The following is a 13,213-nucleotide window of genomic DNA, read 5'->3' on the forward strand; positions in this document are numbered from 1 at the left end:
TATCCAATCATATCCACCTGAGAGCGTTAACATCATGTACAATAAGAATAAGTTGAATAGGAAAATTGCGACATGAAGCACCAATATATAACATGAAAGGAGGTTGGATGATTGAACATGATCAAGTACATAAAATTGTTGGGATTAATCCTCGGTATTGTGGCTGTGAATGTTCTCGCATTCTCACCCGGCTTTATCGGACTGAATTTCGGGGAGGGTGCATTCACAACTGCGTTATCCGTTACCCTGTTGTTCGGCAGTGCAATGGCACTCTTGTATGGGAGTTACACCTTGCTTTTCAGACAGCCGGTAGTCCTGCCCGTGAAGCATATTGAAACGCATGAAGATTATGTGGAAGCCTTATCTTTTTATAGACGCATCAAAGTCCTCGAAGAAGATATTACGCTGGGGCTGTCCCAACTTAGTCGAATGAAAAAGAAAAAAGAAACCCTCCTGAATGTGCTTCATCAACGGTTCGATCCCGGGGAACTGAGCTACAAGAAATTTGCTTCGGTCACAATGGAAGTGGAGAAGCTGTTGTACCTGAACATCCGCAGTGTGCTGAACCGATTGAATGTATTTGATGAAGCTGACTATGCCAACATGATGAAATCCAAATCCGAAAGCATTCCCCAGAAGCTTTTTCAGGAAAAAACCAAGGTATACAACGATTATCTGTCTTATGTGAAGAATGCACTACACACCAATGAGGAAATTCTGCTCAAGCTGGATCAGTTGTTACTGGAGATCTCACGCCTCGACAGCTTCGAAGCCGGAGATATTGAACAGATGCCTTGTATGCAGGAGATTGATCAGTTAATCAAGCACACCAAATTATACAGACAGTGAGGGGTTGCTCGTATGGCGAAGAAAGGTAAATTTTTTTTCATATCGATTGTAATGCTGGTGCTCGTATTTGGTCTGGTCTATGCAGGGATTACACTGACGTCGAACTTTGGCAAGTCAACCACACAGGTGAGCACAGAGAATGCAGGTAAGGAACTGGGAAAACTGTACGCGGACATTGCGCCGGCGACGGCGGAACCGGTTAAAGGACAGATTGATCTCGATCCCGTTGACGTGGCGGAATCACTGCCGGATATCTCGAAATTTCCAATCGCTGTAGAGAATACAACAAATGATTACGTCGAAATCTTCTCTTCCACAGAGAAGTCGGGCAGTGGGGTAGACGGCTGGTTAACCGAGGTGGGCGAGGAGTTCAACAAAGCAAACATTACCGTTGGAGGCCAACATGTATCGGTCAAAATCCGCAACATTGCCTCCGGTACGGCCACCGATTATATCAAGTCTGGTAAGTATATGCCGGATGCATTCACACCTTCCAATGAACTATGGGGCGAGATGGTTGAGGCCAGTGGAGTGAAGACAGAGATGGTATCCGAGCGACTGGTCGGGAATGTTCCTGGTATTGTCATCTCCAAAGCCAAATATGATGCACTGGTTGATACGTACGGCTCTGTTAATGTAAAAACCGTAACCGAAGCGATTGCCAATAATGAACTTGCGATGGGATATACCGATCCATTTGCCAGCTCCACAGGACTCAATTTCCTGGTGACCGCCCTGAATACGTATGACAGCGCCAATCCGCTTGGCGAGAAGGCTATTGAGGGATTCGAGAAATTCCAGACGAATGTGCCGTTTACCGCTTCAACAACGATTCAGATGCGGGAAGCTGCCAAGTCTGGCAGACTGGATGCCTTTGTACTCGAATATCAGACGTATGTGAATACCGCTGATCTGAAGAGCGGGTACGTCTTTACACCATTTGGCGTGAGACATGACAGTCCGTTGTATGCATTGGGACAATTGCCGCAGAACAAACAGGAAATCATCCAAAAGTTTGCGGAATTCGTAACCCAAGCAAAGTACCAACAATCAGCAGAAGAGTTTGGTTTCAACGGGTTGCAGGATTACAAATCCGAACTGGCCACTGTGGATGGAGGCACGTTGCTGTCCGCGCAGAAAGTCTGGAAAGAGAAGAAGAATGGCAGTAAACCTATTGCCGCCGTGTTCGTGACAGACGTATCCGGAAGCATGGACGGCGAACCACTTAACCGACTGAAGGAGTCCTTGCGCAAAGGTCAGAAGTACCTGGGCACAGACAATAGTATTGGCCTGGTTTCTTACTCTAGCGGGGTAACGGTGAATCTGCCGATTGCCAAGTATGATACGAACCAGCAGTCCATGTTTGTCGGTACAGTTGATAGTCTGCAAGCTGGCGGCGGTACGGCGACCTTTGATGGAATCGTGGTGGCAATGAAGATGCTGGAAGATTATATGGCTGCTAATCCGAACGTGAAGCCGCTGATCTTTGTCCTGAGTGATGGCGAGACCAACGAAGGTCATACCCTGAAGGATATTCGTGATCTGGTCGAAACGTACAAAGTGCCAATCTATACGATTGGATACAACGCGGACATCAAGGCTTTGGAGAGCATCTCCAGTATTAACGAAGCAGCAAGCATCAATGCCGATACCGACGATGTCGTGTACAAGATTGGTAACCTGTTTAACGTACAGATGTAATCTAAAGGGGGAACTGTAGATGTCATTTTCAATGGAAATACCGAGCCAGAAGGAAATTCAGAAGGTGATCGAAGAAGAAGTGAAACCCGTGCCCGCCGAGGTCGCGGAGCTTCAACAAGTGGCAAATGCCAACGTAGAGATGATCATGACACTGGATCTCGAGTCCCTGGAGAAGCGCAAAGAGATTCTGCAATCCATTGATGGCTTTGGCATGAACACGATGAGATCCTCTTCTGAGAAAAACGCCTTGCTTCAGGTCTCCGTTGGACATCTGTCCAAGACGGGAGACGAGGGCGGTCAGGTCGCCAAAGGCTTGACCGAGCTGCATATGCAATTGAAGGATCTCGACCCAAGCGTGGTCGACTTTGCGAAGACCGGTTTCCTCGGGAAATTGTTCAATCCGCTTCGCGCCTATTTCCTGAAATATCAGAAGGCTGACGCGGTCATTGCTGACATCGTAACCTCTTTGGATAAAGGCAGATCCACCCTGCGTAACGATAATACAACGCTGGAGATTGAACAGCAGAACTTGCGGGAACTCACCAAACGATTACAAAAGGAAATCCAGCTTGGCGTACTCATGGATGAGTCCATCGATGCGCAGATTGAAGCGGCCAAGGTTCGCAATGAGGACCCCGAGAAAGTCCGCTTTATTACGGAAGAAGTGTTGTTCCCACTCCGTCAACGGGTGATGGATCTGCAGCAGATGTTGGTCGTGAACCAGCAGGGTATCATGGCGATTGAAGTAGTCATCCGCAATAATAAGGAACTGATCCGAGGCGTAGACCGGGCGAAGAATGTAACGATCTCGGCATTGAAAATAGCCGTTACGGTAGCGAGTGCTTTGTATAATCAGAAGATTGTGTTGCAGAAAATTGAATTGCTGAACCAGACGACCAATGATCTGATCGCCGGAACATCCAAGATGCTCAAGGATCAGGGGATTGCCATCCAGAAGCAGGCATATGAGGCCAGCATCTCCGTGGATACGATGAAGCAGGCGTTCACCGATGTGCTGTCAGCGCTCGATTCGATCAGTCTTTATAAGCAGGAAGCCCTCCCAAGAATGCGCGAGACAATTAACCAGTTCCGGGAACTTGCCGATACCGGAGAGCAACAGATTCAGCGGTTGGAGAAAGGGCAGAAGCTGGGGCTGTGATCAGGAGAGTGCAACAAATGCTACGTATTAGATTGTTATCATAATTCATAATTAGAAAAGCGACCATTCCTCATTAAGCATGGGAATGGTCGCTTTTTGGGCTTTTTATGAAGATAGATACTAAAAATCGTAACCCAAACTGTTTGCATAAGCGCGTAGCTGCTGCTCGGATTGCTCCATGAGATCGATAGCGGTTTTTATTTTGGCATTAGCCTGTTTCAGTATCCTTTGATTCACTTTGGTCTTGGATACTGCCTGCTTGTACAACAAGAGCCCTTCGAGCTGATTGTAGTTTCCTTTGACAAATGTGGCATGAATTTTCTTGAGTTTCGGATTGGCAGGCTTAATCTGTTTCAGTTTGGATACCAATTTCGTATAATTGGGGATTATCGTATTTGTAAGTTTAAGATATATGGACTTACGATTCGGTGAATTTGCTTGGGAGCCGATGCTTTCCATAGCGGTAGAAGCTTTGGCTAAATAAGTTTTCAGAGCTAGTATCTGATTAACATAATCGACAAGCTCCTGCTGGTCTGCGGTAAGTTCTGCCTCATCTAATTCTAACTCGTCCATAAGTTCTTCGTGCAAATAATCATCTTCACTATAACTCTGATCTGAATATGTAGAGGTTGCTACTTTGGCTGCATCAGCAGAAATGGCTGGAGAGAGAAGCACCCCGCCAAGCAAAACAAAACTGGTAATTAATGATATAATCCACGACTTCTTCAAATGTAATGTCATCCTCCTTTTGTTTGTATTCCATTGGATAACCTAACACATCATTACCAGAAATTACAGGAATGTATTTACATAATTTTGGTGGGAAGTGTTCTTAAAATTAATCTCAATCACCCTACTAAAGGGGAGTAAGATGATTCAAAATTTCAGTTTTTCAACACGACATTATCCGGTTTGTAATGAATGATCTTGAACAACTCTTCGGCCATGTAGGCGGGGTTGTGCTTGAAATCTTGTCTGATCCACTCCATGATCATGCCAAATATCGCATGAGATTGATAACTTGCCAATATTTCATGGTTGATGTGCGGAGGGAAGATATGGTTCAGATCCTGTAAGGCCAGATCCCGAAGAACATCACAGATCATGCGCTGAAAGTTGGAGGAAGCCTCAGATTTGACAACCAGTGTGTAGAATTGTGCGTGTTGGTGCACATGCTCAAATATAGTGATCGCCGAAGAGGGCATCAGATTGACTTCGAACTCTTCCTCATCCTGATAAGGTTTGCGGAAAGAAGTTACCAGATCCTGAATCACATCATCGATAATCTCGTTGAACAGGTCTTCTTTGTACTGATAATGTCTGTAGAAAGTTCCCCGATTCAGGTCGGCTCGCTGCACAATATCCGTAATCGATATTTCTTTAAAGGGATGTCTTTGCATCAAATGGATGAGTGCATCCTTCAGTGCAGCTTTTGATTTTTTAATTCTTCGGTCCATTGAATTCAGAGTTTCAGACATCTATTTTCCTCCTCACGAGTTCACTTTATCAATTAAAGTACATTCGGGCTTAGTAGTGTTGTTTAACGTACAACTGGACAAGCTTTTACTGATTGAAGTGAAACGCTATGACTTATTATACTAAGGAGAGGAGTTAATGAACAATTGTTTGTTAACTTATTGTAAACGAATACACAAAGGAGGATACATGGAATGAAACTTCAAGATAAAGTTGCAGTTGTTACAGGTGCTGGTTCAGGTATGGGGAAAGCAATTGCCACGTTGTATGCTCAAGAAGGCGCGAAAGTCGTCGTATCGGATATTAACGAAGAATCCGCACAAGCGGTAGTGAATGATATTAAGGCGCAGGGTGGAGAAGCGACTGTCGTTCTGGCCAATGTAGCCAAAGAAGAAGATGTGCAAAATCTGATCGATACGACGGTGAGCACATACGGTACAGTAGATATTCTGGTTAACAATGCGGGAATTATGGATGGCATGGAGCCGGCAGCAGATGTAACGGATGAGAAGTGGGAGAGATTGTTTGCTGTGAACACAACCAGTGTGATGCGGACAACGCGTAAAGTATTGCCAATCTTCCTGGAAAAACAAAAAGGTGTTATCGTGAACATTGCTTCAGCGGGTGGATTGCATGGTGGACGTGCAGGCGCAGCCTATACAGCTTCCAAACATGCGGTCGTAGGATTCACCAAAAATACAGGATACATGTATGCTGAGCAAGGCATTCGCTGTAATGCGATCGCTCCAGGAGCCGTAGCAACCAACATCAGCGCATCTATGGCTGGTATTAGCCCATACGGTGCAGGTCGGCAACAGCTGGGCATGGCAATCAACCCACGCATCGGGACGAGCGAAGAGATCGCCAAAGTGGCCCTGTTCCTCGGATCTGACGAGTCCAGCTTCGTGAACGGAACTGTCGTTACAGCAGATGCTGGCTGGAGCTCTTACTAATCCACTCATGTGCAGTCGAGCATGGCGTACGGAAATATTGTGTGAATTAAGGAAGCCGCATAAGTATATGCGGCTTCTTTTTTTTTGCACCTATGCACCTACGTACGGTGGATATCAGCATCATATTCCGTATAGGACAAACGTTTGCATTATTACATGGATACCCGAAATGAATCAATCTAAGGGTGGCTTTGGCTTGGAAAAGAGTGAGGATTCACGCACGATCAGACGATGGGGGATAATGACCGGATTATGAAGCTGTGGTTCCCCACTAAGAATTTTTAACAATACCTGAACGGCTGTATAACCAAGCTGATAAGTCCCGATGTCGATAGAGCTTAGGGGGGGAGAAGCCAGTTCCGATAATGCAATATTGTTAAAACTGACCACACTGATATCTTCAGGCACCAGATAATGAAGCTCAGCAAGAGCTCTCAATACCCCAAAGGCCACATTGTCATCAATGACAACAATTGCGGTGGGTCTGTCCGGCAAGGACATGAACAGCGACATCGCTCTGAATCCACTTTCCTGCAGAAATTCGCCTTCCACAATCCAATCACTATCCGCATCCAGCCCGGCTTGGGCAAGCGCTTTTTGGTATCCTAACATACGATCATGCGATAACGTAATGTCCGGAGGACCGCTGACAAATCCGATTCGCGTATGTCCCTGAGCGATTAGATGATGAGTAGCATCATAAGCAGTCTGCACATTATCGTTATCCACCATGGGGGCATCTGGATGAGCTTCACTGCGACCGATTAACACAAAAGGAAACTTTTCCGCTTCCAAAAATGAAATGATGGGATCGTCTCGTTTGGACCCAAGCAGCAGAATACCATCCACTCTACGGCCATGCACAAGGCGTGATATCGCATGCAGTTCATTGTCAGATGATGTTTCGGTTGTTAGCAGCAATTCATAATTCATACGGGTGGCATGTGTAATAATACCTCGCAGCAGTTCCCCGAAAAAGTAATTCTGAAACAACTCTTCTGCAGGACGCGGAAGCATAATCCCAAGGGTATGTGTTGTTTTGGAAACCAGGCTCTTCGCGATGATGTTGGGATGGTAGTTCAATTCTTTCATGATTTGCTTCACTTTGAGAGATGTCTTGGTGCTGATTCTGGGATGGTTGGAAATCACCCGTGACACTGTAGAAGGGGAAACACCCGCCAATTTGGCAATATCCTTGATCGTAATCATGTGAAAAAATCCCTTCTGAACAATCGTATAAATATTCTCCTATGGTAATCCAAAGGATACGAGAAATCAATTGCTAACTGCCGAGTAAGGGATGCACGTGAAGTGAAATTAAGGAAGAAAGAGTCAGAACAAGGAAACAGGAAATTACTGTAGGTAGAAGAAGGAAATTGGTTGAAATTGAGCAAATATGGCTTGTGCAAACGTTTGTGCAAATAAAGATCGTTATTGTATGATGTGATTGTTATTGTAGCGCTTACATCAGTGGATTTACATACTTCTTGACTTGTTTACCCCTACATATCGAACGAATAGGTCATCTTGTCTTCCATTTGAGCAAACGTTTGTACAAAAGTGAACATGGGATGCAAAACCTGACAACTTACGCAGACAAAAGGGTGAAAAGCGCGAACTTTGTTGGACCAAGCAGAGGGAAGGGGACATTTTACATGAGAAAATGGCAAGGGGCAACATTGTCCGTCATGATGGCTTTTACACTGGCTGCGTGCGGGGCTGGGGGTGGAAGTCCATCTCCAACTACGGCAGGTGAGAATCCGGAGGAAGTTGTAGAGCTGACAGCCGAGAACCTTCAACCGGAAGAAGGGGCGACCCTGGTGATCTGGGAGGACAAAAATCAAAGCAGTTTTATTGAGCAAAGAGCCAAAAAATTCGAAGAGAAGTATGGGGTAACGGTCAAAATGGAGGAATTACCTCCAACCGATCAGGTAACCAAGCTGACGACGGATGGCCCAGCGGGTCTGGCGGCAGATGTGGTTGTTTTCCCGCATGATAAGATTGGTAGCGCTTCAGAAGCGGGACTTATTCTGCCCAATGACATATTCGAAGCAGAGACCGTAGAGAACACCAGCGACAACGCGCTGAAGGCAGTGACGTTCAAGGATATCCTGTACGGCTATCCGTACAGCGTGGAGACCTACGCCCTTTTCTATAACAAAGCACTCTATCCAGAAGCTCCGAAAAACTTTGATGAGATTATCAGTTTTGCCAAGACGTTCAATAATGTGAAGTCCAATCAGTATGCGCTGATGTGGGAATTGCAGCAATTTTACTATAACTATGCATTCCTGGCTTCACAGGGCGGTTATATTTTTGGAGACAACGGGATGGATAGCACGGATCTTGGTCTGAATAACGAAGGAGCCCAGAAGGGTGGACAGTTCTTGCAGACGCTAAAGTCGGAGGTGCTGCCGCTTAAGATGGGTGACGTGAACTATGATATCAAAAAAGGATTATTCTCCAGCGGCAAACTGGCTATGGACATTAACGGTCCGTGGACCATTGCCGATTATCGCAATGCAGGTATTGATTTTGGCGTTGCTCCGCTTCCGGCAATCGATGGCAAACCGATGACCTCCTTCTCAGGTGTTAAAGCCTATTATGTGAATGCATTTACGCAATATCCGAATGCGTCGAAGCTCTTGGCAGCGTTCCTTTCCAATGAAGAGGCCCAGATGGAGAACTTTGAACTAAACGGTACACTTCCTGCGAACAAAAACGTAGCTGCTGATCCGAAGTTGCAGGAGGACCCGATCAATAAGGCCTTTCTTGAACAGTTCAACAACTCTACGCCAATGCCTTCGCTTCCTGCCATGGACAGCGTATGGGGACCAATCACATCGGCCATTACGGATATATGGGATACCGATAAGGACGTGAAGGCATCACTGGACAATGCCGTGAAACAGATCCAGGAAAGCCTTGCTACCGTCCAATGAGGACGAACGACGAATGCGAAGATATGCATAAGAGCTGCATAAATTGAACTTCATATTTACACAAAACGGAGAGGACAGAAGGAAGCTGAAGAAGTGAAACTAAAAGCTTTCTGAAAGAAAGCTACTTCGGAAGCATACGCTCGCCTTTATCACCGGATTTTCCCCTTTGGAAAAGGGATCGAAAAAAATCTGGGGATAACAGCGATCGGAAGCTTATTCTGTCATCGGAGTGGTCAGTGTAAGTACACTTTTGTTCAATGTATGCAGGTTAGCAATAGGCGGGGAGGAGAGAGCGAATGCAACAGCAGCATGTCCCGGTGCCCGTTGGACCGAATAGGGAAAGGCAGCACCGGATGACAGCGGCTATATGTTCCATCATACTGCAAGGTCTTGGACAGCTGTACAATCGACAGTGGATTAAGGGGATTTGTCTACTGTTACTGGAGGGAGCAGGGCTTGCGTACCTGCTTCCTCGGCTGTCACAGGCCGTATGGGGCATATGGACACTGGGGGAAAATACACAGCGTTTTGTCAAAGTGAATGGTTCTACCGTACTTCAAAGGGGAGACCATTCCATCTTTTTGCTGCTTGATGGCATTATCGTACTGCTGGTGTTTTTTGTGTTTATTCTGATCTATATCCTGAATATCCGGGATGCGTACGTCACGGGACTCGCCCGGGAAGGAGGCAAGCAAACCCTGGGCGCAGCGGCAACGCTTCGGAACATGATGGACAAAAACTTTCCGTATCTGTTCCTGTCCATCCCGGCACTGGGTATTCTTTTCTTCACCGTTATGCCCATCCTGTTTACGATCACGATTGCATTTACCAACTATTCGGCCCCGGATCATATTCCGCCAGCCAAACTCGTGGACTGGGTGGGCTTCAAGACGTTCAGTGATCTGATTCAGCTGAAATCCTGGAGCCAGACATTCTACGGCGTGCTCACTTGGACGGTCATCTGGGCCATCCTGGCTACAGTCACCACCTATTTTGGTGGCGTACTTGTAGCACTGTTGATTGAACAGCGGGGCATACGCTTCAAAAAGCTGTGGCGGACGATCTTTATTCTGCCTTATGCTATCCCGCAGATTATCTCCTTGTTACTCATGCGTAATTTGTTCAATGGTCAGTTTGGTCCGATCAATACGTACATGAGAGCATTTGGGCTGGAGGGATTACCCTGGCTGACAGATCCGTTCTGGGCTAAGGTTACCGTCATTGTTGTCAACATGTGGATCGGTATTCCGGTCAGTATGGTGCTGATTCTAGGTGTATTGACAGCCATCCCTCGTGACCTCTATGAGGCTGCCGAAGTGGACGGAGCATCTGCGTTTCAGAAGTTCAGGATCATTACGATGCCGTTCATTCTTTTTGCCACAACTCCGGTACTCATCATGCAGTTCGCCGGAAACTTCAACAACTTCAATGTCATCTTCCTGCTGACCAACGGAAATCCACTGCGGGGAGACTACCAGTACGCAGGGGCAACGGACCTGCTGGTGACATGGCTCTACAAGCTCACACTCGACAATAATAAGTTCAACATGGCTTCAGCGGTAGGGATCATCATCTTCCTTATAATCGCTTCATTCTCTATCTGGAACTTCCGCCGCTCCAAATCATTCAAGGAGGAGGACATGATTCAATGAAGACACGTAATAATCCGCTGCGTTTGGCCCTGAGTTATGTGCTATTGCTGATCATCGCCGTTGTCTCCATCTACCCGGTACTCTGGATCTTTCTCTCTTCCTTGAGACCCGGCGCGGCATTGTTCAGTGAACGGTTGTGGCCGGAAGCTTTCACGCTAACCCATTACGGCGAGCTGTTCAATAACCCGTCCTTTATGTACGGCAGATGGTATATGAATACGCTGAAAATTGCCTTTTTCACGATGATCTTCTCCACATTGATGGTGACGCTTGGGATGTATGCCTTGTCCCGCTTCCGCTTCCGTGGACGTAAAACGATTCTCTCCACCATGCTGATCCTCGGCATGTTCCCAAGCTTCATGAGCATGATTGCAATCTATATCATTTTGCTGCAAATTAAATTGCTCGACACCCACGCTGCGCTTATTCTGGTTTATTCTTCAGGGGCGGTACTAGGTGGATTTATCGTCAAAGGTTTCTTTGATACGATTCCCCGCAGTCTGGATGAAGCGGCCCGTATGGATGGTGCGAGTCACCTGCGGGTATTCACCAGCATCATCCTGCCTTTATCCAAGCCGATGCTGACTTATGTGGCACTAACCAGTTTCACCGGTGCGTGGATGGATTTTATCTTCGCCCGGCTGGTGCTGCGGACGAAAGAGAACTGGACGCTTGCGGTGGGCATGTGGGATCTGGTCAACCGGTATCAGGACAGTAACTTTACGATGTTTGCTGCGGGGGCGGTACTGATTGCTATCCCAATTACCCTGCTGTTTGTTTTCCTGCAGAGATTCCTTGTTCAGGGTCTGACAGCAGGAGCTTCCAAAGGGTAATACCGTGCCATAACAGCATAGTCAGCCGCGATACCTGCGGCACTCCAACCAGGCACTTCCGTGATGTCATGTCTTTGTCGACTGACAGAGCTGCGGAAGTGCCTGGTTCTGTATGGGCTCGAATCATGATTAGGGAGGAACGTGATGTATGGGCATGAACCCATCCAGTGAGCATGAGATTATGGGATACCAAGATGGACAAGCTGCATTGCATAATACTATAGCTCCGCCAACACTTTGGCGTAATGTTACCTTTCGAAGGGTTTTGTACGGCTACGGCATCTCGGTCTTCGGGGATTGCTTCAATGGGATTGCGATCAGTCTGTGGGTGTTACAGACCACAGGCAGTGCGAAGAGCATGGCGGCCGTACAGATCTGCAATATGGCCGTCAGTTTTTTATTTGGATCGGTGGCAGGTACGGTCGCAGATCGATTGGATCGCAGGAAGCTGATGTTGGCGTCTGATGTATTTCGCGGTGTGATGGCTGTGCTGATTGCGATTAGCTTATTCGGTTGGCATGCGCCGTTCCCGGTGGTGCTGTTGTTGCTCTCACTGTCCATGTTTTCAAGTTTGTTTCAGGCACCTGCATTCCACGCCTCTGTAGCAAGTATGGTAGGCAGGGAGCATATTCAACAAGCAACCGGAACCATTCATATGGTGGATAATCTTGCCCGAATCAGCGGACTAGCCGCGGCGGGAGTAGCTGTTGCTGCATTTGGAGGATTTGTCGCCATATTAATTACAGGGGCAACTTTCCTGTTGTCCGCAGTCTGTGTGCTGGTGGCAGGCCGCTTTCCTGAGGTACAGCGATCCATTAATCAGCAGACCACGTTTGCTCAGGAGTGGCGCAGTTCGTTTGGCTACATCTATCGGAATCCTTTGATCCGATCCATCGTATTGCTCAATCCGGTGCTGATTTTGTTTTTCATGTCAGCCATGATGCTGGTCCAAGTGATGGCGGTCAAGGTATGGGACAGTTTGGATTAATTGAAACCTGTATTCCACTTGGATATATGATTGGCTCTGCAATGCTGATTGCTTCGGGAAAACGATTGAAGCGAAGAGGGAGATGGGTATTTATCGGTCTGATTGTGTTGGGACCGATATATATTTTTTTATCGAACGTATCCTCGTCAATCATGGCACTGCCGTTAATCGTGGGCGGAGGTGCGATGTTTGCCTGCTGTACGATGCTCACTCAGATTATGCTGAGGACAGCCGTTCCGGACGAGCTTCAAGGAAGGGTCTATGGTGTAGTTGGAACAATCACCAGTACAGCGCCTATTCTGGGATTGACGGTTGTCTCCGTATTGGCAGATCAGTGGGGGGCAGCTTCTGTTCTGCAAGGTGTGGGCATATTGCTGCTGGCAACAGGTATTCTGGCCGCTACAACATTGAAGTCGATCCGAAGCTATCACTAGAAAAGTGAGATATAGATCCAATCTATGTCAGTTGAACTATAAACATTTACACGATAACGGAGCGGGCAGAAGCAATCTGGAGAAGAGAAGCGTTCTCCTAAAAGATTTCTGAAAGAAAGCTACATTGGAAGTATACGCTAGCTCCAGATTTTCCCTGTATAGAAGGGAATTAAAACAACTGGGGGTAACAGCGATGGGAGATGGATCTGACCGTGTAGTGGTCAAG

General features: G+C 46.9%; 12 protein-coding genes. 9 read left to right on the top strand and 3 right to left on the bottom strand.

Annotated elements, in window-relative coordinates; all coding sequences use genetic code 11:
• The first annotated feature begins 117 nt into the window (after nucleotides 1-117).
• The 3 genes from V6669_RS04780 to V6669_RS04790 are packed head-to-tail and all read left to right on the top strand — an operon-like array spanning nucleotide 118 to nucleotide 3,709.
• Nucleotides 118-849, top strand: a complete 732-nt coding sequence (locus V6669_RS04780; RefSeq protein WP_338594839.1) for a hypothetical protein — start codon at nucleotides 118-120, stop codon at nucleotides 847-849.
• 12 nt (nucleotides 850-861) lie between these two features.
• Nucleotides 862-2,550 (top strand): VWA domain-containing protein, encoded by a 1,689-nt coding sequence (locus tag V6669_RS04785; protein ID WP_338591202.1) that lies wholly within the window; start codon nucleotides 862-864, stop codon nucleotides 2,548-2,550.
• Between the two features lie 19 nt (nucleotides 2,551-2,569).
• Nucleotides 2,570-3,709 carry a toxic anion resistance protein gene (locus V6669_RS04790; protein ID WP_017690481.1) on the top strand — a complete coding sequence of 380 codons (1,140 nt, stop codon included), beginning with the start codon at nucleotides 2,570-2,572 and terminating at the stop codon, nucleotides 3,707-3,709.
• Between the two features lie 120 nt (nucleotides 3,710-3,829).
• On the opposite strand, the gene V6669_RS04795 is transcribed toward V6669_RS04790, so the two are convergent.
• The gene (locus V6669_RS04795) at nucleotides 3,830-4,450 is read right to left on the bottom strand and encodes a hypothetical protein (RefSeq protein WP_338591211.1); all 621 of its coding nucleotides are present in this window, start codon (nucleotides 4,448-4,450) and stop codon (nucleotides 3,830-3,832) included.
• 143 nt (nucleotides 4,451-4,593) lie between these two features.
• Nucleotides 4,594-5,187: a TetR/AcrR family transcriptional regulator gene (locus tag V6669_RS04800; RefSeq protein ID WP_338591214.1), complete on the bottom strand. Its 594-nt coding sequence runs from the start codon at nucleotides 5,185-5,187 to the stop codon at nucleotides 4,594-4,596.
• 192 nt (nucleotides 5,188-5,379) lie between these two features.
• On the opposite strand from V6669_RS04800, the gene V6669_RS04805 reads away from it, so the two are divergent.
• Nucleotides 5,380-6,138, top strand: a complete 759-nt coding sequence (locus V6669_RS04805; RefSeq protein ID WP_338591216.1) for an SDR family oxidoreductase — start codon at nucleotides 5,380-5,382, stop codon at nucleotides 6,136-6,138.
• A 174-nt stretch (nucleotides 6,139-6,312) separates the two neighbouring features.
• Here V6669_RS04805 and V6669_RS04810 read toward each other — a convergent pair whose 3' ends face one another.
• Entirely contained in the window at nucleotides 6,313-7,347 is a 1,035-nt protein-coding gene (locus V6669_RS04810) for a LacI family DNA-binding transcriptional regulator (RefSeq protein WP_338591219.1), read from the bottom strand.
• A gap of 446 nt (nucleotides 7,348-7,793) precedes the next feature.
• Here V6669_RS04810 and V6669_RS04815 point away from each other — a divergent pair, with 446 nt between their 5' ends.
• From V6669_RS04815 to V6669_RS04835, 5 genes are all read left to right on the top strand, one after another.
• Nucleotides 7,794-9,080, top strand: coding sequence for a maltose ABC transporter substrate-binding protein (locus V6669_RS04815; protein ID WP_338591222.1), 1,287 nt, complete (start codon nucleotides 7,794-7,796; stop codon nucleotides 9,078-9,080).
• Nucleotides 9,081-9,376: 296 nt separating this feature from the next.
• On the top strand, nucleotides 9,377-10,732 hold the full coding sequence (locus V6669_RS04820; RefSeq protein ID WP_338591225.1) for an ABC transporter permease subunit: 1,356 nt from the start codon (nucleotides 9,377-9,379) through the stop codon (nucleotides 10,730-10,732).
• Nucleotides 10,729-11,565 (top strand): sugar ABC transporter permease, encoded by an 837-nt coding sequence (locus tag V6669_RS04825; RefSeq protein ID WP_017690474.1) that lies wholly within the window; start codon nucleotides 10,729-10,731, stop codon nucleotides 11,563-11,565. Before V6669_RS04820 ends, V6669_RS04825 begins: the two co-directional genes overlap by 4 nt.
• A gap of 148 nt (nucleotides 11,566-11,713) precedes the next feature.
• Nucleotides 11,714-12,553, top strand: a complete 840-nt coding sequence (locus tag V6669_RS04830; protein ID WP_338591229.1) for an MFS transporter — start codon at nucleotides 11,714-11,716, stop codon at nucleotides 12,551-12,553.
• A complete protein-coding gene (locus tag V6669_RS04835) occupies nucleotides 12,535-12,987 on the top strand; it encodes an MFS transporter (RefSeq protein ID WP_338591231.1) in 453 nt (150 codons plus the stop codon). Before V6669_RS04830 ends, V6669_RS04835 begins: the two co-directional genes overlap by 19 nt.
• Nucleotides 12,988-13,213: the final 226 nt, after the last annotated feature.

Origin of the sequence: Paenibacillus sp. Y5S-9, from assembly GCF_036894235.1 — a bacterium.
In the GTDB taxonomy this organism is placed as follows: domain Bacteria; phylum Bacillota; class Bacilli; order Paenibacillales; family Paenibacillaceae; genus Paenibacillus.

Bases quoted from the DNA above. Each gene is read 5' to 3' on its own strand.
- V6669_RS04780 (WP_338594839.1), top strand. From the start codon at position 118: ATGATCAAGTACATAAAATTGTTGGGATTAATCCTCGGTATTGTGGCT.
- V6669_RS04785 (WP_338591202.1), top strand. From the start codon at position 862: ATGGCGAAGAAAGGTAAATTTTTTTTCATATCGATTGTAATGCTGGTG.
- V6669_RS04790 (WP_017690481.1), top strand. From the start codon at position 2,570: ATGTCATTTTCAATGGAAATACCGAGCCAGAAGGAAATTCAGAAGGTG.
- V6669_RS04795 (WP_338591211.1), bottom strand. From the start codon at position 4,450: ATGACATTACATTTGAAGAAGTCGTGGATTATATCATTAATTACCAGT.
- V6669_RS04800 (WP_338591214.1), bottom strand. From the start codon at position 5,187: ATGTCTGAAACTCTGAATTCAATGGACCGAAGAATTAAAAAATCAAAA.
- V6669_RS04805 (WP_338591216.1), top strand. From the start codon at position 5,380: ATGAAACTTCAAGATAAAGTTGCAGTTGTTACAGGTGCTGGTTCAGGT.
- V6669_RS04810 (WP_338591219.1), bottom strand. From the start codon at position 7,347: ATGATTACGATCAAGGATATTGCCAAATTGGCGGGTGTTTCCCCTTCT.
- V6669_RS04815 (WP_338591222.1), top strand. From the start codon at position 7,794: ATGAGAAAATGGCAAGGGGCAACATTGTCCGTCATGATGGCTTTTACA.
- V6669_RS04820 (WP_338591225.1), top strand. From the start codon at position 9,377: ATGCAACAGCAGCATGTCCCGGTGCCCGTTGGACCGAATAGGGAAAGG.
- V6669_RS04825 (WP_017690474.1), top strand. From the start codon at position 10,729: ATGAAGACACGTAATAATCCGCTGCGTTTGGCCCTGAGTTATGTGCTA.
- V6669_RS04830 (WP_338591229.1), top strand. From the start codon at position 11,714: ATGGGCATGAACCCATCCAGTGAGCATGAGATTATGGGATACCAAGAT.
- V6669_RS04835 (WP_338591231.1), top strand. From the start codon at position 12,535: ATGGGACAGTTTGGATTAATTGAAACCTGTATTCCACTTGGATATATG.